This window comes from Stakelama pacifica (assembly GCF_004361835.1).
GTDB lineage: Bacteria > Pseudomonadota > Alphaproteobacteria > Sphingomonadales > Sphingomonadaceae > Sphingomonas > Sphingomonas pacifica.
The window spans coordinates 32,738-50,794 of the sequence record NZ_SNWD01000014.1; the positions used below are offsets into that span (position 1 = coordinate 32,738).

Annotated in this window: 17 protein-coding genes; 10 read left to right on the plus strand and 7 right to left on the minus strand. The window is 63.9% G+C overall.

What is annotated here, in order from left to right; translation table 11 throughout:
• Positions 1 to 72: 72 nt before the first annotated feature.
• The 5 genes from EV664_RS15990 to EV664_RS19815 all read right to left on the minus strand — a co-directional run bounded on the left by EV664_RS15990 (position 73) and on the right by EV664_RS19815 (position 3,531).
• Entirely contained in the window at positions 73 to 696 is a 624-nt protein-coding gene (locus tag EV664_RS15990) for a GntR family transcriptional regulator (protein ID WP_229668311.1), read from the minus strand.
• Positions 697 to 934: 238 nt separating this feature from the next.
• Positions 935 to 1,771, minus strand: coding sequence for an amidohydrolase family protein (locus EV664_RS15995; protein ID WP_133496725.1), 837 nt, complete (start codon positions 1,769 to 1,771; stop codon positions 935 to 937).
• Position 1,772: 1 nt separating this feature from the next.
• Positions 1,773 to 1,997: a hypothetical protein gene (locus EV664_RS16000; protein WP_188656452.1), complete on the minus strand. Its 225-nt coding sequence runs from the start codon at positions 1,995 to 1,997 to the stop codon at positions 1,773 to 1,775.
• Between the two features lie 225 nt (positions 1,998 to 2,222).
• Complete coding sequence (locus EV664_RS16005) at positions 2,223 to 3,011, minus strand: kinase (RefSeq protein WP_188656451.1); 789 nt, start codon at positions 3,009 to 3,011, stop codon at positions 2,223 to 2,225.
• Complete coding sequence (locus EV664_RS19815) at positions 3,001 to 3,531, minus strand: aldo/keto reductase (RefSeq protein WP_373287525.1); 531 nt, start codon at positions 3,529 to 3,531, stop codon at positions 3,001 to 3,003. The genes EV664_RS16005 and EV664_RS19815 overlap by 11 nt, the downstream gene beginning before the upstream one ends.
• A gap of 124 nt (positions 3,532 to 3,655) precedes the next feature.
• Here EV664_RS19815 and lldD point away from each other — a divergent pair, with 124 nt between their 5' ends.
• Entirely contained in the window at positions 3,656 to 4,792 is a 1,137-nt protein-coding gene (gene lldD / locus EV664_RS16015) for an FMN-dependent L-lactate dehydrogenase LldD (protein ID WP_133496726.1), read from the plus strand.
• A gap of 194 nt (positions 4,793 to 4,986) precedes the next feature.
• Here the strand turns inward: lldD and EV664_RS16020 are convergent, their stop codons facing one another.
• Together EV664_RS16020 and EV664_RS16025 are read right to left on the minus strand one after the other, a co-directional pair.
• The gene (locus tag EV664_RS16020) at positions 4,987 to 5,331 is read right to left on the minus strand and encodes a hypothetical protein (protein WP_211338526.1); all 345 of its coding nucleotides are present in this window, start codon (positions 5,329 to 5,331) and stop codon (positions 4,987 to 4,989) included.
• Between the two features lie 62 nt (positions 5,332 to 5,393).
• Positions 5,394 to 6,386 carry a cysteine synthase A gene (locus EV664_RS16025; protein ID WP_133496727.1) on the minus strand — a complete coding sequence of 331 codons (993 nt, stop codon included), beginning with the start codon at positions 6,384 to 6,386 and terminating at the stop codon, positions 5,394 to 5,396.
• 251 nt (positions 6,387 to 6,637) lie between these two features.
• Between EV664_RS16025 and EV664_RS16030 the strand changes: the two genes are divergently transcribed.
• From EV664_RS16030 to EV664_RS16070, 9 genes are all read left to right on the plus strand, one after another.
• A complete protein-coding gene (locus EV664_RS16030) occupies positions 6,638 to 7,381 on the plus strand; it encodes a hypothetical protein (RefSeq protein ID WP_133496728.1) in 744 nt (247 codons plus the stop codon).
• Position 7,382: 1 nt separating this feature from the next.
• Entirely contained in the window at positions 7,383 to 8,585 is a 1,203-nt protein-coding gene (locus EV664_RS16035) for a M48 family metallopeptidase (RefSeq protein WP_229668310.1), read from the plus strand.
• Entirely contained in the window at positions 8,582 to 9,196 is a 615-nt protein-coding gene (locus EV664_RS16040; RefSeq protein ID WP_229668309.1) for a hypothetical protein, read from the plus strand. The genes EV664_RS16035 and EV664_RS16040 overlap by 4 nt, the downstream gene beginning before the upstream one ends.
• Before the next feature lie 79 nt (positions 9,197 to 9,275).
• Positions 9,276 to 11,405, plus strand: coding sequence for a TonB-dependent receptor (locus tag EV664_RS16045; RefSeq protein WP_133496729.1), 2,130 nt, complete (start codon positions 9,276 to 9,278; stop codon positions 11,403 to 11,405).
• Positions 11,405 to 12,472, plus strand: a complete 1,068-nt coding sequence (locus tag EV664_RS16050) for a PepSY-associated TM helix domain-containing protein (protein ID WP_133496730.1) — start codon at positions 11,405 to 11,407, stop codon at positions 12,470 to 12,472. Before EV664_RS16045 ends, EV664_RS16050 begins: the two co-directional genes overlap by 1 nt.
• Before the next feature lie 9 nt (positions 12,473 to 12,481).
• Entirely contained in the window at positions 12,482 to 13,426 is a 945-nt protein-coding gene (locus tag EV664_RS16055; protein WP_133496731.1) for a GAF domain-containing protein, read from the plus strand.
• Positions 13,427 to 13,573: 147 nt separating this feature from the next.
• Entirely contained in the window at positions 13,574 to 15,094 is a 1,521-nt protein-coding gene (adh, locus tag EV664_RS16060) for an aldehyde dehydrogenase (RefSeq protein WP_133496732.1), read from the plus strand.
• 27 nt (positions 15,095 to 15,121) lie between these two features.
• Complete coding sequence (gene adhP / locus EV664_RS16065) at positions 15,122 to 16,156, plus strand: alcohol dehydrogenase AdhP (RefSeq protein WP_133496733.1); 1,035 nt, start codon at positions 15,122 to 15,124, stop codon at positions 16,154 to 16,156.
• Positions 16,157 to 16,305: 149 nt separating this feature from the next.
• Positions 16,306 to 17,859 carry an alpha-N-arabinofuranosidase gene (locus EV664_RS16070; RefSeq protein WP_188656449.1) on the plus strand — a complete coding sequence of 518 codons (1,554 nt, stop codon included), beginning with the start codon at positions 16,306 to 16,308 and terminating at the stop codon, positions 17,857 to 17,859.
• Positions 17,860 to 18,057 lie beyond the last annotated feature (198 nt).

Consider the following 18,057-nt stretch of genomic DNA (forward strand, 5'->3'; position numbering starts at 1 on the left):
CACGCCATCCCCCGACGCCCGCCAGGTGACGGGTCGGTATCATTACAGTCTCCGAAACTGGGTCCGGCGGTGTCAGACCATCCCAAGAATGCGTTGAAGCGCCGCCTGAAAATGATGCGCGAGCGCTGCCTCGGCAGCCTCCTGATCGCGCGCCTCACACGCCTGGAGAACGTCGAGATGCTCGCGAATCGTGCGGATCATGCGCGGTGCAGTCGCGGTGACGTCGAGACGGATCAGCGCGACATAGTTTTTCAACCTGCGCGCCGTCGTCTCGATCATCGGGTTGCGCAAGGAAGCGATGATGCTGCTGTGAAACTGTTGCTCCAGTTCCTCCATCGCATCCAGACATTCTTCCGCGCTGTCGATCTCCAGTTGTTCGAGCAGCGCGTGATGCATGTCGATCAGTCTGGCGATCTCGTTCGCGTCCGCCGTCTCGGCATAGGCCCGCACCGCCGAGCGTTCGATGATCGAGCGAAACTGATAGGTCGAGCGCGCGAGTTCGAGATCGGCCTTGAGAAACTCAATGCCCGACCGGGGGTGGATTTTCAGGATACCCTCGGTCTCCAGCACGCGCAGCGCGTCCCGCAGCGGCTGAATGGGCAGATCAAGCAACCGGACCAGTTCGTTCTGCGAAATGAACGAGCCGGCCGAAATACGCCGGTCGAACAATCCTTCGAGGATCCGGCGATACGCCACTTCGCCCAGCCGGGGCCCGGTCCCGATCGGTTCCCCGGCGGCGGAGGCATGGCGTTTTGTGCGAGTTCCGCGAGCTGTCCTGGGCATGCGACCATTTAATATCGCGGTCGGACGCTTTGCGCTACGATTCGTAGACGACTGATATTCCAGGCGACCCTCGCCGGCGAATTCTCCGCCTTGGCGGATCAGCGATCATCTTCGGCCTCATCCCTCGCCCGCGAATTATCCGCGTGGCGGATCAGCGATCATCTTCCGGCAGGCCATAAAAGTCCCGCGCGCAACCGCTGAACAACCGTTCGCGTTCGGTGCCCGTTGCCCGGGCCAGCCGCTGCGCATCGGCGAGCCAGCGCGTATAGCTTTCGCCGAACCGGGTCAGCACCGGCCAGTCGCTGCCCCACATTAGCCGGTCGCCGAAACTCGCAAGCAGATGATCGATATAGGGAGCCAGTTCGTCCGCCGCCTGATCGGGCGTCTGCTCGGTGCGCAACCCTGACAGCTTGCAGAACGCGCCCTGCCCGGCCAGCTGCGCAATATGATCGCGCCAGGGATCGATCGCTCCCTGTGCGGCATCGGGCTTGGCGGCATGATCGATCACCACCGCCAGATCGGGCCAGCGCGCGACGAAACGCGACAGCATCGGCAAATGCCGCGGCTGCACCAGCGCATCGAGCCGCAGCCCGTTCGCCTCCATTGCCGCGATCGCAGGGCGCAACTCGTCGCGGAGCAGCCACTCGGTATCGTCAATCGACTGCAGCATCGGGCGCAGGCTGCGCAATTTGGGATGGCGCGCCAAAGCGGCGATCCGCTCCGGCGCTTCGGGATGAGCGAGATCGACCCAGCCGACAACTGCCTGCACCAGCGGTTCACCGGCAGCAAGCGCCAGCATCCAGTCGGTGTCCGTATCGGTCGGTTGCGACTGGACCAGCACCGCGCCCGCCAGCGGCGTATCTCCGGCCGCCGCGCGGAGATCGTCCGGCCCCATATCCCGGTACAGGCGCGGTTCGTCCGGCGTCGGCCATTCGTGACCCGGCGTCGCCAGCGACCAGAAGTGAAGGTGTGAATCGATAATCGTCATATCAGCGTACCGACATGATCTGCAGGACAAGGAACCATCCGACCAGCACAAATGCTCCCGACACGATGAAAAGGGCGGTATAGCTGTTATCGGTCACCGACAGCAACGTTGCAGCCATTACCGGGCTCAGAATCTGCGGCACATTGACGGCGGTGGTCGGGATGCCCGTATCCTTGCCCGTCGCATCCTCCTCGCCCTCCTTGGGCTTCGGCAGCACCCGGCTCATCAGCGCAAGGTCGACCGCTGACCGATCCGGGCGTCGACAATAATTATACCGGCTGCGGTTTCGGGCGGCGGTAACCCCACGAACATGACCGGCCGAATGAATGCCGCGTCAGCGGCCGGGTGGCGCGCCCGCAGCGATGCGGTGGACGTGCAGTGCGCTGCTTGCAACCTTACGCTGCCATCGTTCAATCAATGCACGGCCGCATCGCCGTAATGATGCGACCGGTCAGTCGCGCAGTGCACGCTCTGCGGTCAGCGGCAGGCACAGATCAGCACGGGCGGGCATCTCAGCCCATATATGGCGCGTCAGTCGTTCATAATGGCTGACAAAGCGCGCCAGTTGCGCGGCATTCATCACGCCCGCCGCAGCGCCGCGTGCGCGTCGAAGCGCCTCCTCCTGCTCGATGCGCCATTGCAGCACCGTCGGCCAGTCCGGCGGCATCAACAACGCAAGCAAATCGATTTTCGCGAATAGCGCCGGATATTCGGTCGCCAGCGCTGCATTGACATAGCGCCGCCAGATGCCTTCGGCATCCTCGCCGGCCTCAAGCGCATTGATCGGAGCCGCCAGCGCCGCCTCATCCTGCGCGACCGCGCCGACGCACCATCCTTCGAAGATCAACAGCGCGCAATCGCGCGGTGCCTCGGGCCAGCGATCGACGGGCGCGCGATCATCGACCGCTTTGTCGAACCGCGGCAGCGCAATCGTTTCGCGACGCCCCAGCGCCTCAATCGTCGCGATCCCCAGCGCAACATCGTGCGTTCCCGGAACGCCGCGGGTCGCGAACAGCGGATGGACATCGCGCGCCAGCGCCGCGCGTTCGGCACGCGTCAGATACAGATCATCGAGCGACAAGACCGCGCTGGAATCGAACCGTGCCGCCAGCTGCGCCGCAATCGTGGACTTGCCGCTCCCCTGAGCGCCGCAAAGACCGAGCACCAATGGCGGATCGCCGGCCGCGCGCCGCGCCAGCCGATCCGCCACCAGCGCCGCAATCGGTTCTTCAGGCGACACGGTCGGCCGGCTCCTCGCCACGGAAGAACGCTGCCAGTTTCGCGGCGGCGCGCATACCCATCGCCGAGCGCGCCTCGATCGTGGCACTACCCAGATGCGGAAGCGGAACAGCATACGGATGCGCGAGCAGGCCGGGATGAACCTTTGGTTCGTCCTCATACACGTCAAGTCCCGCGCCGCCGCGTCCAGCGGTTGCCAGGACACCGCTATTATAGGGTCCGCCGACAATCACCTGTACCCCGACGGCCTCGCATTGCGGGAACGGGCTGTCGAGCGGCTCCTGCTCCAGCAACGTATAGCGCCCGGCCAGCAGGATCGCATCGCCCAGCCGACGCTCACTCAACCCGCGCCCGTAATGCGGCGCGGTGTCCAAAAAGGAGATGCGTCCCTTAAGCGGAGCAGCGACCGTCGCCCATGTTGCTTCGGCATCCACCCGCGCGAACCATCCACCGATCGCCGCTGCGCCGAACCCCAGCCGGGGCAGCGCAAGGCGTGGTGCATCATGGTTCGCTTCGGCCATTCCGATCCTTTTCCACCCATGGCATAATGCTTGCGTATCGCGCTTATGTCTGCGACAAGTCGCATCTGATATTTCAGTGAGAGCCTTGCATGATCTCTGTTCCTTTGTCGAGGGGAATGCATCCGTGACGATCATCTCCTCCCCGCATGATTTTCGCCGCGCGGCGCAGGCGCGGGTGCCGCGCTTCCTGTTCGACTATGCCGATGGCGGAGCAGGGTCGGAAATGACGTTGCGCGCCAATAGCGAGGATCTGGCGCGGATCGGGCTGAAACAGCGGGTGCTGCGCGACGTGTCGGACATCGACCTGTCGACCGATCTGCTGGGGGCGCGCCGACCGCTTCCGCTTGCGCTGGGGCCGATCGGGATCGGGGGCATGTACCGGCGACGCGGCGAAACGCAGGCAGCAAGAGCAGCGACCGCCGCGGGCATTCCCTTCACCCTTTCGACAGTCGGTCTGTGTTCGATGGCGGAGGTGCGCAGCGCGACGCCGGGACCGCTGTGGTTCCAGCTGTACGTCATCCGCGACCGCGCCTTCATGGCGGACCTCATCGCCACGGCAAAGGCGCAGGGTGCCGAAGCTTTGGTCTTCACCGTCGATATGCCGGTGCCCGGATCGCGCTATCGCGACGCGCATTCGGGCATGTCCGGCCCGTACGCGCCGCTGCGCCGTGTGTTGCAGGCGATGGGCAAGCCCGGCTGGGCATGGGATGTGGGATTGCGCGGGCGACCGCATGCGCTGGGCAATCTGCTGCCGGTGCTGGGCGCTTCGTCGGGGATGAACGATTATATGGGCTGGCTCGGCGCGAATTTCGATCCGTCGATCGCCTGGTCCGATATCAGCTGGATTCGCGCAGCCTGGGACGGGCCGCTGATTATCAAGGGCATTCTCGACCCCGATGATGCGCGCGCGGCGGTCGATGCCGGGGCCGATGGGATCGTGGTGTCCAACCACGGCGGACGCCAGCTTGACGGTACCGCCTCGACCGCGAGCGCGCTGCCCGCCATTGCCGACGCGGTGAAGGGACGCACCGCGATCCTCGCCGATTCCGGGGTGCGATCGGGGCTCGACGTGGTGCGTATGCTCGCGCTGGGGGCCGAAGGCGTGTTGCTCGGCCGCGCATGGCTCTATGCGCTGGCGGCGGGGGGCGAGGCAGGCGTCACGCTGTTGCTCTCGCTGATCGAAAAGGAAATGCGCACCGCCATGGCGCTCACCGGCGCACGCAACATCGCAGAGATCGACCGCTCGATCCTGTCGGAATGACCACGCTCAGGCAGGCGCGCGTTCGTTCCGGCGAATTTCGCTGTCAAAAGGCAAAGGTCAGCGCGGATTGGAAAACCGGCGTAGCCGTGTATCCGGAACGACTCATGCCGTTCATCACAAGGTGAGGAAGCGGCAACAGCGCAGGCGAGGGAAAGCGACCCGAATATATTGAGCACGTGCCCCCGCAGCACGAGTCAATGGACCTTCGAACTGTCCTTCTGCTTCTCCGCCTGAATCTGCGCGGCGATCTTGTTCGCGCTTGCCGGTTCGACCGTGCTCGCGCTCGGCGCGACGCCCAGTTCGGCGAGCGGCTCTTCGGGCTGCTTCTTCGCCACCGGCTCGATCGCGTTTTCAGGCGCGGTCAGATTGGCGACCGTTTCCAGCTGGGCATCGGTAATCGTCGGCGCGCCGGCATCCTTATTCGCCGAGGCGTAGATCATGCTGCCGACAAAAATCATGACGAGCACCACCATCAGGCCGGTCAGACCGACCCGGACGCGCTGCATTGCCTGCGCCGATTCCTGCTGCATCTGCTTCATCACGATAGCGCCAGTCTAGGCAAGCGGCACGCGCTTGTCACCTCTGCGCGAAGCAGCTCGCCTCAGGCGGCAGCCAGCCAGTCGGGCACCGGCAATCCCTTTGCCTGCAACCATTCGCGATTATAGAGCGTCGAGAGATAGCGGAAACCGGTATCGCACAGGATCGTCGCGACCCTGCTTCCCGGACCCAGTTCGCGTGCCAGCCGCACCGCGCCCGCGACATTGATGCCCGACGACAGGCCGAGGCACAGCCCCTCTTCGCGCAGCAACCGGCGGACCCATTCCAGCCCTTCCTCATCGGAAATGCGATATTGCGTATCGATCGGCGCGCCTTCCAGATTGGCGGTGATCCGCCCCTGCCCGATCCCCTCGGCAACCGACGACCCTTCGGACTTCAGCTCGCCATGGGCATAATATTCGTACAAAGCAGCGCCATGCGGATCGGACAGCGCAATGCGCACCCGTTCATCCTTTTCCTTCAGGCCAAGCCCGACCCCGGCCAGCGTGCCCCCGGTTCCCGCAGCGCAGGTAAAGCCGTCGATTCGCCCCTCCATCTGCTCCCAGATTTCAGCAGCAGTGCCGGTGATATGCGCGCGGCGATTGGCGACATTGTCGAACTGGTTCGCCCAGATCGCATTTTCGGTCTCCTCGGCGATCCGGCGCGAGGTGTGGACGAAATGACCGGGGTTCGAATACGGGGCAGCCGGGACCAGCACCAGCTCGGCGCCCAGCGCGCGCAGCGTATCCATTTTTTCCCGGCTTTGCGTTTCGGGCATGACGATGATCGTCTTATAGCCCTTGGCATTGGCGACGAGCGCGAGACCGATACCGGTATTGCCCGCCGTCCCCTCGACGATCGTGCCGCCGGGCTGGATCAGCCCCTTTTCCTCAGCATCCTCGACGATCGAAAGCGCCGCGCGGTCCTTTACCGACGCGCCGGGATTGGCGAATTCGCATTTCGCCCAGATTTCGCCGCCGCTCGTCTCGCTCGGCCCGGCAAGCCGGACCAGAGGCGTATTGCCGATCAGCGCGAGTGTGTTGTTCGTTCCATGCATGGCCGCACAGATAAGGCGGGTGGGCAGCCGACGGCAAGCAATCGCTTCTCCGCCCGCGCGAAGAAAGCCTAATGACGCCCGCTGTCACTCGCATCCGGACCGCCCATAGTCGCGGACAAGTTCCGTTTCGGATGATTCCCGAAACGATACTGCCCTGCGCCAACCGGCATCTTTTCCGGCTTGTCCGGCGCGAAGCCTTCATCCTACCGTCCGATCCGCTCCTGCTTCGGCAGGACATTGGGGGGAAATCGATGAAGCATATATTGCGCGCGCTCGCCCTGGCGATGTGCGTCACCCTGTTCGCCGCCGCGCCGGCAAGCGGACAGGAACGCTCTGCGACGAAGCAGGGCTTTGAACTGGCACCGAAAAGCGGCAAGAAAATTCTCGTCTTCCGGCCGAGCGTGCAGGTGGGGTCGCAATCGACCGGGGGCATGTTCGAACCCAATGGCGAATGGACCGATTCGGCGAAGCGCAACCTTCAGGTCGCGCTGGAAAAACTTCAGACGAAGCTCGGAAATGAGATCGTCGTCGCGCCCGAAGCCTATGGCGAGGATGCGCAGAAGCTTGCCGAACATATGGCGTTGTTCGCCGCGGTGTCGGATGCGGTGATCGAATATCAGTTCTTTCGGGGCAACCGCCTGCCCACCAAAAAGCGCGACAATAAGGAAGATGTTTTCGACTGGTCGCTCGGCGCGGGCGTTGCCGACCTGCCCGGTGCGAAGGATGCCGATTACGGGCTCTTCCTCTATAATCGCGATGCCTATGGCTCGACCGGGCGCAAGGTGCTTCAGGTTCTTGCGATGCTGGGGCCGGGCATTCCGGTAAAATCGGGCGAGCATCAGGGCTATGCCGGGCTCGTCGACCTGAAAACCGGCGACATTTTGTGGCTGAACGCCGATGCAGCGATGGGCGGCGATGTCCGTGAGGCGGAGGGAGCCGACAAGCGCGCTGCCCAGTTGCTGGAGGATTTCCCCGGCAGCGATCTCGGTCAGTAACATGGCGGTCGACCATATGCGGGCGCTGCTCGCCATAGCGGCGACGCTATGGGCGGCGCCACACGCGGCTGCGCAGCAAATGCTGCCGCCGCCCTATCAGGGGGTGTATCAGCCGCAGGGTGTCGACGAAATCGGCCTGTGGCGAGAGGATGATGAGGCGGAGAAAGAACTTGCCGCTTCGCCCCTTGTCATTCGCGACGAAGCGCTGACCGCTTATGTAAAACATGTCCTGTGCGAAACGGTGGGCGATGACCGCTGCAATTCGGTACGGGTATATATCATCCGCGAACCCACGTTCAACGCGTCCATGTCGCCCAACGGCACGATGCGGGTGTTGAGCGGGCTGTTCCTTCGCGTGCGCAACGAAGCGGAACTGGGCGCAGTGTTGGGCCATGAATTCGGCCATTTCGAAAGCCGCCACACGCTTCAGGCATTTCGGTCGCGGCGCACCGGTTCCGACGTGCTCGCATGGGGCGCGTTGCTGGCCGGCATGGCACCGGGCTATCGCACGATGCGTACCTATCAGGATCTCCAATTGTCGGTGTATGGCAGCCTGTTCCGGCATAGCCGCGATCAGGAGCGCGAGGCGGACCGGCTGGGCGTCGCCTATCTCAACCGCAGCGCCCTGCGCCCGCAAGCAGCGGGCGACATGTGGCAACATGTCATGGCGGAGGCTGAAAGCTCGGCATCGGTGCGCGGGCTGAAAAAGCCCAATTTCAACGCAATCGCCTTCACCGCCTCCCACCCGCCCAATGGCGAGCGCGCTGCGTATCTCACCGAACTCGCGGCATCCGACGGCGATGCGCGCGATGACGGGGCGGCGCGCTATCGCGAGGCGCTGGCAACATGGATGCCGGTCTTTCTCGACGATCAGATCAAGCTCAACGATTTCGGTGCGAGCGATTATCTGATTCAGAATCTCGCCCAAAACGGCTGGACCGACACGCTGTGGCTCGCCCGCGGCAATCTCTATCGTACCCGCGGCACGCAGCGGGATTTCATCGCCGCAGCGCAATTCTACCAAAATGCCCTCGCGCTCAATCCCGCGCTGGGTGAGGCCTATCGCGGGCTTGGCCTGTCGCTCATCAAAACCGCACGGCGGACCGAGGGACAGGCGGCCCTGAAACACTATCTCCAACTCAGCCCCGATGCGTCCGACGCAGCGATGATCAGGCTCATGCTTCCTGAGGAAAACAGCCAATGACCCACCGAATGTTTCGCACTCTCACCGGTGCGGTCGCCGCAATGGCGCTGCTCGCCACGCCCGCACTCGCGCACCGGCTGCGCACCGCGAAGGAAGCGGCGACGGTAGCCGGTTCGGATATGAGCGTGACGCCCGATCGCGACTGGAACCGCCTTTCGATGGCACCCGGCAAACATGCCGAAACCTGGACGCTGGACGGCGAACAGCTGAACGACGTTACCTTTTACGGCGGGATCGCGCCCGATGAACCGCTGGTCCGCGAACGCAGCAAGAAGCGCGATCCGCTCCCCAAATTCCTTCAGAGCACCTTGCTGGTCGAAATCCCCGAACTGCTGGAAGGGACCTATCGCACGCAGAAAAATATCGCTTCGTTCGAACTGCTTTCGACCGAACCGACGAATTTTCTGGGCAATAAGGGCGTTCGGTTCACCTATCGCTATACCGATGACGATGCGCTGACGCGCAACGGCGAAGCGCGGGCAGCGATCGTCGGCGGCAAGCTCTACATGATTACCTTCGACGCACCGCGCCTTTATTATTTCGACAAAAGCATCGAACCGGCACGCGCGCTGATGACAAGCGCCACCCTGCCGGGCGGCGGGGCACATTAAGTACCAACCGACGAAAAGTATTATTGCAACTCGTTATCAGTAACGATAGGAGCCACCCTTCATTCCTTTGGGGGGTTTCATGTTCGCTCGTCCGCTTTGCCTGTCCTTCGCGCTGATCGCGTTCACGCCTTTGGCTGCGCAGGCGCAGCAGGCCGCACAGGATACCCAAAAGGACGACAACGATATCGTCGTCAGTGCGGCGCGTACCCGACTTCCGGCGAGCGCGCTGCCGGTGACGCTCGATGTGATCGATAGCGAGACGCTCGATCGCCAGCTCGGCGTATCGGGATCGACCGTCGCTGCGCTTTCGGCGCTGCTCCCGGCATTTTCGCCCGACCGCGAAAAGATCACCGGCTTCGGCGAGACATTGCGCGGCCGCTCGCCGCTGTTCGCGATCGACGGCATCCCGCAATCGACGCCGATCCGCGACGGATCGCGCGACGGCTATACGATCGATCCGTTCTTCATCGACCGGGTCGAGGTGATCTACGGATCGAACGCGCTGCAGGGGATCGGCGCGACCGGCGGCGTCGTCAATCAGGTGACGGTGCGCGCCCCCGAAACCGATGGCTGGCATGGCCGCACCCTGCTTCAGGGCAATGCCGGCGATGATTTTTCGGGAAGCTCGCTGGGCGGCAAGGCGGCGGGGCTGCTCACCTATCGCACGGGGGCGTTCGATGCGACGGCGGGCGGATCGTTCGAACGACGCGGCGTATTTCTGGACGGCGATGGCCGCCGGGTCGGCATCGACGGCAATCACAGCGAATTGCAGGATACCGACAGCTGGTCGATTTTCGGCCGGATCGGCGTTCAGCTTGCCCCCGATACCCGGCTGGAGGTGGTCGCCAATCGTTTCGATATCAGCGGCAACGGCCATTATGTCGCAGTGGACGGGAACCGCGCGATCGGCGTTCCGGCCACTTCCGCGCGTGGGCGACCGGAGGGGAAACAGGCATCGGGTATCGCCGAACTCGCCTCTGCGTCGCTGATCGCGGGCGATCTGGGCGGCGGCACGCTGACGCTGCAGGGATTTTACAACCGCACCCGCGACCTGTTCGGGGGCGGCGTCTATGGCGCGTTTCAGGATCCCTCGATCGCGCCGCTCGGCACGCTGTTCGACCAGTCGCAAAATATCTCGCGCAAGCTGGGGGGCAAGATCAGCTATGAACGCCCCGTGCCGGGGGTGAAGGACCTCACCCTCACGCTGGGCTTTGACGCGCTGTTCGACCGCACGCAGCAGTCGCTCGCGCTGACCGGGCGAAGCTGGGTGCCGGAGACCACGTTCCGCAGCCTTGCACCCTTCGTTCAGGCGAATTGGGGCCTGCTGAACAATGTGCTCCGCCTCGCGGGCGGGGTGCGCTATGAAAATGTCCGGCTCGACATTCCCGATTTCACTACGCTCGCCAGCTATGGCGCGGTGCGCGTCACCGGCGGCACGCCCGGTTTCGACCGTGCGCTGCCCAATGGCGGCGTGGTTTTCGAGCCCGTGCGCGGCATCCGCGCTTATGCGAGCTATGCTGAGGGCTATACGATCGCCGATATCGGCCGAATTCTGCGCGGCATCGATCAGCCCGGAATCGAGGTGGAGAATTTCCTCAACCTCAGCCCGGTCGTCTCCGACAATCGCGAAGTCGGGTTCGAGGTCGAACGCGGCCCGTTAAAGGCAAGCGCAAGCTATTACTGGTCGTCGAGCGATGTCGGGCAGGTACTCATCCGGGGCGATGACGGCATCTTCTCGGTCGCGCGCCAGCCGATCGATATTCAGGGACTCGACCTCAATCTCGATGTCCGCACGCCCCTGCCCGGCTTCACGGTCGGTATCGGCTATGCCCATACCGTCGGACGGACCGACACAGACGGCGACGGTGTCGACGATGCCGATCTCGACGGTGCCAATATCTCGCCCGACCGGCTGAACCTCGACGCCGATTATCGTACCGGCCGCTTTGCCGCGCATGTGCAGGGACGTTTCTATCTGTCGCGCAGCTTCGACGGACAGCCGAGCGCGAACGATTTCAGCGGCTATACGCTGGTCGATGCGCTGATCTCCTACGATCTGGGCAAGGGGCGTATTCAGCTGGGCGTGCAGAATCTCGGCAATGTGGATTATGTCACTTATTATAGCGACACGCAGGGGCCGACCGACAATGCGCGCTTCTACACCGGGCGCGGGCGCAACTTCACGCTGGGCTGGCGTAGCGATTTCTGATGCGGCTATTGTCGCTCCTCCATCGCTGGACCGGCGCGCTGATCGGGCTGCTGCTCGCGGTCATCGGCCTGTCCGGCGCTGCGCTGGTATGGAAAGACAGCTGGATCGCCGTCCCCCATGCGCATGATGCGGTGCGTGCGAGTGACGCGGCGCTGGCGCATGTGATGGAGGCCGCCAGCGCATCGGGCGGCGAGCCGCTGTCGCGCATCACCTTTGCCGGGCCGCAGCTCGGCGTGCATCAGGCGATCTATGCCGATGGCAGCGGCGCCTATTTCGCGCAGTCGGGCGAACGCGTCGCGCATTGGACCAGCGCATGGCAGCGCCCGGAACTCTGGCTGTTCGACCTGCACCATCGCCTGTTCGCTGGCGAAACCGGCGTCCTGATTGCCGGGATCGCCGGGCTGATCGGCATCGGCTTCGTGATAACCGGCAGCATCCTTTGGTGGCGCACCCGGCGCACCTTTCGCTTCCGGCTCTGGCCCGCGCGGATGACGCCGTCAGCGATCGTCCGCCAGCATCGCGATATCGGGATCGTCACGGCGCCGCTGCTGCTCCTGTCGATGGCGACCGGCGCGGCGATGATCTTCACCCCGCTCGGCCCCTGGATCGACAAAGCGCCCGTTCCCGTGGCCCCGACCCTGACCCCGCCCGGGCGAATCGACTGGCGCGCGATCATTGACGGCGCGCATCGCCGCTTCCCCGATGCCGCGATTCGCCGCATCCAATATGCGCGAAAGCCCCATGCGCCGGTGATCGTCCGCCTCGCCCAGCGCTTCGAATGGACGCCTAACGGCCGGAGCTATGTCTATTTCGATCCGGCGAGCGCGCGCATGCTGGCAGCGAGCGATCCACGAACGGGCGGCACTGCCGCCCGGCTTCAGGAGAAATTCTATCCGATCCATGCGGCGCGGGTCGGCGGGATCGTGTGGAAACTTGCCATGACGCTGTCGGGACTGGTGCTGACCCTGCTCGGTTCGCTCGCCGTATACGGCTTTTGGCGCGCCCGGCTGGACCGCAGTCGTGCCCGTGCGCGACACCCCATCGCCATCGGGGCCAAAACACGATAGAGTGATGCCATGGACCGGCATCATCAGGATCAGGTCGAAGAAGTGCTCGGATCGCCGACCCGGGCCGCACAGTCGCTTGTCGCGGCGAGCTGGTGCCGGTCGGGGCTGAAACACGGGCTGAACGCCGGCGATCATCGCGCGCCCACCATCGTTTCGGGAAGCGAGCTGACCGTGCGGCGGCAACGCCACGAACTGATGCTCGACGTCGCGCGCCCGCTGCTCGATCAGCTGTTTCAGACGGTTGCCGCGACCGGCTGCGCGGTGATGCTGTCGGACCGCGACGGGGTGATCCTCGAAGCGCGCAGCAAGCCCGGCGACCGGGAGATGTTCGAACAGGTCGGGCTGACGCTTGGCGGCGTGTGGAGCGAAGGCAGCGAGGGCACCAACGGCATCGGCACCTGTCTGGTCGAAGGATGCGCCGTCACCATCCATCGCGATCAGCATTTCGCCAGCCGCAATATCGGGATCAGCTGCATGGACGCGCCGGTATATGACGCCGCCGGGCGGCTGACCGGCGCGCTCGACATTTCGAACTGCCGCGACGATCATACCGAAGCGACCGCGACGCTGGTGCAGAAGATCGTGCAGGACGCCGCCCGCCGCATCGAACGCGCGCTGTTCTGCCGCTCGTTCGAGGGCAACCGGATCATCGACGCCAATCTGCCCGGCGGCGATACTGCCCTGCTGGCGGTCGATCGCGACGATCTGATCGTCGGTGCCACCCGCGCGGCGCGGCGCCGCTTCAGCCTGACCGACGCCAGTCTGGGTCGGCGCGGCGCGGCGGAGGTGCTGGGCGGCCCGTCGCTCGACTCGTTTCGCGATGCCGACGGCGCGATCCTGCGCCGCGCGCTGGCTCAGGCGAACGGCAATGCGACGCAGGCGGCAAAGGCGCTCGGCATCGGACGCGCGACTCTCTATCGCCGGATGGACAGAGCGGGCATTTCGCGCGGCTGACGATCGTCGCCCGCATTATCTGTCTCGATAGTGAGACGATTGCGCATCCCCCTGATCGCCCTGCCCTTTCCTTCGCGCCCATAAGCGCGAAGATTGTTCCTCACGATCGGCATCAGCCGGCGATATGGATTTGAGAGGAACCTTCCCATGGATGCACAGACCAGCCCTGCGGCCGCGATGACCGCGCCCTTTGCCGCGAAATATGACAATTTCATCGGCGGCGACTGGATGGCGCCGAAAGGCGGGCGCTATTTCGACAATATCTCACCGATCACCGGCAAGACCATCTGCCGCGTCGCGCGCAGTCAGGCCGAGGATATCGAGGCGGCGCTCGATGCCGCGCATGCCGCGCGCGAAGCATGGGGCCGGACGAGCGTAGCCGATCGCGCGCTGATCCTCACCCGCATCGCCGACCGGATGGAGGACAATCTCGAACGGCTCGCCATTGCCGAGACCTGGGATAACGGCAAGCCGCTGCGCGAAACCATGGCCGCCGACATCCCGCTCGCCATCGACCATTTCCGCTATTTCGCCGGGACGATCCGCGCGCAGGAAGGCGGCATTTCCGAAATCGACCATGACACCGTCGCCTATCATTTCCAGGAACCGCTGGGCGTGGTCGGGCAGATCATTCCGTGGAATTTCCCGCTGCTGATGGCGGCATGGAAGCTCGCGCCTGCACTCGCCGCCGGGAACTGCATCGTGCTGAAACCCGCCGAACAGACGCCTGCGTCGATCATGGTGTGGCTCGAAATCGTCGGCGATCTGCTCCCCGCCGGGGTTCTGAACGTCGTCAACGGCTTCGGCCTCGAAGCGGGCAAGCCGCTCGCCAGCAGCAAGCGCATCGCCAAGATCGCCTTTACCGGCGAAACCGGCACCGGGCGGCTGATCATGCAATATGCCAGCGAAAATCTGATCCCCGTGACGCTGGAACTGGGCGGGAAGAGCCCGAACATCTTCTTCGCCGATGTCGCGCGCGAGGATGACGATTTCCTCGACAAGGCGATTGAGGGCTTCGCCATGTTCGCACTCAATCAGGGCGAGGTGTGCACCTGCCCCAGCCGCGCATTGGTGCAGGAAAGCATCTATGACCGCTTCATGGAGCGCGCGATCAAGCGGGTGCAGGCGATCAAGGCGGGCAATCCACTCGACATGGACACGATGATCGGCGCTCAGGCGAGCAGCGAACAGCGCGACAAGATCCTCTCCTATATCGATATCGGCAAACAGGAGGGTGCCGAGCTGCTCACCGGCGGCAATGCGGCCCGGTTCGCGGGCGACCTTGCCGAGGGTTTCTATGTCGAGCCCACCGTGTTTCGCGGCAACAACCGCATGCGCATCTTTCAGGAAGAGATTTTCGGCCCCGTCCTGTCGGTGACGACCTTCAAGGATCAGGACGAAGCGCTCGCGATCGCCAATGACACGCTGTACGGCCTCGGCGCGGGCGTATGGAGCCGCGATGCCAACACCTGCTACCGCTTCGGCCGCGCGATTCAGGCCGGGCGCGTGTGGACCAACTGCTATCACGCCTATCCGGCGCACGCGGCGTTCGGCGGGTATAAGCAATCGGGCATCGGGCGCGAAAACCATCTGAAGATGCTCGACCATTATCAGCAGACCAAGAACATGCTGGTGAGCTACAGCCCCAAAAAGCTCGGCTTTTTCTGAGGCGCCCCCAAACACCGGAGAACCATCATGACCAAGACCATGAAAGCATCCGTCGTGCGCGAATTCGGCGCACCGCTCACCATCGAGGAAGTCCCCGTTCCCGAAGTCGGCCCCGGCATGATTCAGGTGGCGATACAGGCATCGGGCGTCTGCCATACCGATCTGCATGCAGCCGAAGGCGACTGGCCGGTCAAGCCAAACCCGCCCTTCATTCCGGGGCATGAGGGCGTCGGCTATGTCTCCGTCGTCGGCAAGGGCGTGACCAATGTGAAGGAGGGCGACCGGGTCGGCGTGCCCTGGCTCTACAGCGCGTGCGGTCACTGCGTCCATTGTCTGGGCGGCTGGGAAACCTTGTGCGAAAGCCAGCAGAATACCGGCTATTCGGTCAATGGCGGTTTCGCCGACTATGTCCTCGCCGATCCCAATTATGTCGGCCACCTCCCTGACAATATCGGCTTTATCGACATCGCACCGGTGCTGTGCGCCGGGGTGACGGTCTATAAGGGGCTGAAGATGACCGATACGAAGCCCGGCGATACGGTCGCGATTTCGGGGATTGGCGGGCTTGGCCATATGGCGGTGCAATATGCGGTGGCGATGGGCCTGAACGTCGTCGCGGTCGATATCGACGACGCGAAGCTCGACCTTGCCCGCCGGCTCGGCGCGAAGGTCACGGTCAATGCCCGCACCGAAAGCGACCCGGCGGCGGCGGTGAAGCGTGAAACCGGCGGCGGAGTCAACGGCGTGCTGGTGACCGCGGTCAGTGAAAAAGCGTTCGAACAGGCGATCGGCATGGCCGCGCGCGGCGGCACGATTGCGCTCAACGGCCTGCCCCCCGGCGACTTCCCGCTCAACATTTTCGGTATGGTGCTCAACGGCATCACCGTGCGCGGTTCGATCGTCGGCAGCCGCCTCGACCTTCAGGAATCGCTCGATTTCGCAGCGGACGGCAAGGTGAAGGCAACGGTGGCAAGTGCGCCGCTGGAGGAAATCAACACGATCTTCGACCGGATGAAAAAGGGGCAGATCGAGGGCCGGATGGTGCTCGACATAACCCGCTGATCCGGCGCGGCGCGCTCCGGCCCGGCTTGCCGGCGCGCGCCGCACTGATCGCGCTATCACCAGCTTCGATACCGGGCTTGCCGTCGCGCGAAACTCGGGCATAACCCTCTTCTTGGCGGAAAAATCTGCTGAAAAGGGGAGGATGATCCATGAATCTTCGCAACACTCTGCTGACCGCGACCGTCGCTGCGTTAGCGCTCGCATCGCCCGGCCACGCGCAACAGGCGAGCCGGGTCAGCGTATCGATCGACACCGCGCATCCGGGCCCGGTGATCGACCCGGCGGTTCAGGGGCAATTCGCCGAAAATCTGGGGCGCGGCCTGTATGACGGCATCTGGGTCGGCCACCATTCCAATATTCCCAACCGCAACGGCTTTCGCACCGATGTGCTGGAGGCACTGAAACAGATTCACGTGCCCGTCGTCCGCTGGCCCGGCGGCTGTTTTGCTGACACCTATGACTGGCGCGACGGCATCGGCCCGCTCAGCGAACGCCCGGTCGGGATCAACACCAATTGGGGCGGAGTGAACGACGATAACAGCTTCGGCACCAACGAATTCATGAACTATTCAGAGGCACTGGGCGCGGACGCCTATGTGTCGGGCAATATGGGTTCGCTGCCGCCCTACACCATGCGCAAATGGGCCGAGTACATCACCGATGGCGGCGATGGCGCGATGGCGCGCTTACGTCGCGCCAATGGCAGGGACAAGCCGTGGACGAACCTGAAATATTGGGGCTTCGGCAATGAAAGTTGGGGCTGTGGCGGGCATATGACCGCCGAATATTCGACCGATCTGCACAATCGTTATGCGACCTTCGTCAACCCCGCACCGGGCGCTCCCGATTTCGTAAAGGTCGCGGCGGGTCCGCATGACGATCTGTACGACTGGACCGAAAAGCTGATGCAGAAGTCAAAGGATCGCCTCGGCGCGATCAGCCTGCATTATTATGTCTTCCCCTATGGCTGGGATCACAAGGGACCGGCACTCGGCTTTGACGAGGACGCATGGGCGATCACGCTCGAAAAGGCGCGCCATATCGAGGAGCTGATCGCCAAACATTCGGCGATCATGGACAAATATGATCCCGAAAAGAAAGTCGGCCTGTATGTCGATGAATGGGGCACCTGGTACGACCCTGAACCCAGCTCGAACCCCGGTTTTCTCTATCAGCAGAATTCACTGCGCGATGCAGAGGTCGCCGCGCTCACCCTCAACATCTTCCACCGTCACAGCGACCGGGTGAAGCTCGCCGCGATCGCGCAGATGGTGAATGTGCTTCAGGCGATGATCCTGACCAAAGGCGACAAGATGGTCCGCACGCCGACCTACTGGGTGTTCGACATGTACAAGGTGTTTCAGGGCGCGACTCCCTATCCCGTTGCGATTCAAACGCCCGATTATCGCTATGGCGACCATGACGTGCCGATGGTCGATGTCTCGGCGGCAAAGGCGAAGGATGGGAAGCTCTATCTCGCCCTCGTCAACAGCGATCCGCACAAGGCAGCGCATGTGGTGACCGGCATGACCGGCAGCGCGTCCGGCCAGATCCTGACCGGCCCGGCGATGGACACGCATAACAGCTTCGACGCGCCCGACACGATCCACCCGGTCGCGTTCAGCGGCACGAAGGATGGCGGAAAGCTCGCCTTCGACCTGCCCGCCCAATCGGTCGCGGTGGTGGAGGTGCGCCAGCGCTGATAGCGGGTTTCAGCAACCCCTCACGGACCACATCGTCATCGCGAGGCGCGTAGCGACGCGGCGATCCAGCGACCCGGCGCAAGCCGCTCTGGATTGCCGCGCCCCTGCGGGGCTCGCAATGACGATTTCGCTGGATTGGGGTCGGGGCACCGCGCCCCCCGCCCGCGATGGAACGCACGGGCGGGGTGCCGCGCTATC

Coding starts and splice junctions, on each gene's coding strand:
- adh (WP_133496732.1), top strand. CDS start 13,574: ATGGATGCACAGACCAGCCCTGCGGCCGCGATGACCGCGCCCTTTGCC.
- EV664_RS16035 (WP_229668310.1), top strand. CDS start 7,383: ATGGCGGTCGACCATATGCGGGCGCTGCTCGCCATAGCGGCGACGCTA.
- EV664_RS16025 (WP_133496727.1), bottom strand. CDS start 6,386: ATGCATGGAACGAACAACACACTCGCGCTGATCGGCAATACGCCTCTG.
- EV664_RS15995 (WP_133496725.1), bottom strand. CDS start 1,771: ATGACGATTATCGATTCACACCTTCACTTCTGGTCGCTGGCGACGCCG.
- EV664_RS16050 (WP_133496730.1), top strand. CDS start 11,405: ATGCGGCTATTGTCGCTCCTCCATCGCTGGACCGGCGCGCTGATCGGG.
- EV664_RS16020 (WP_211338526.1), bottom strand. CDS start 5,331: ATGAAGCAGATGCAGCAGGAATCGGCGCAGGCAATGCAGCGCGTCCGG.
- EV664_RS16070 (WP_188656449.1), top strand. CDS start 16,306: ATGAATCTTCGCAACACTCTGCTGACCGCGACCGTCGCTGCGTTAGCG.
- EV664_RS16000 (WP_188656452.1), bottom strand. CDS start 1,997: ATGAGCCGGGTGCTGCCGAAGCCCAAGGAGGGCGAGGAGGATGCGACG.
- EV664_RS16055 (WP_133496731.1), top strand. CDS start 12,482: ATGGACCGGCATCATCAGGATCAGGTCGAAGAAGTGCTCGGATCGCCG.
- EV664_RS16045 (WP_133496729.1), top strand. CDS start 9,276: ATGTTCGCTCGTCCGCTTTGCCTGTCCTTCGCGCTGATCGCGTTCACG.
- EV664_RS16040 (WP_229668309.1), top strand. CDS start 8,582: ATGACCCACCGAATGTTTCGCACTCTCACCGGTGCGGTCGCCGCAATG.
- adhP (WP_133496733.1), top strand. CDS start 15,122: ATGACCAAGACCATGAAAGCATCCGTCGTGCGCGAATTCGGCGCACCG.
- EV664_RS19815 (WP_373287525.1), bottom strand. CDS start 3,531: ATGGCCGAAGCGAACCATGATGCACCACGCCTTGCGCTGCCCCGGCTG.
- EV664_RS16030 (WP_133496728.1), top strand. CDS start 6,638: ATGAAGCATATATTGCGCGCGCTCGCCCTGGCGATGTGCGTCACCCTG.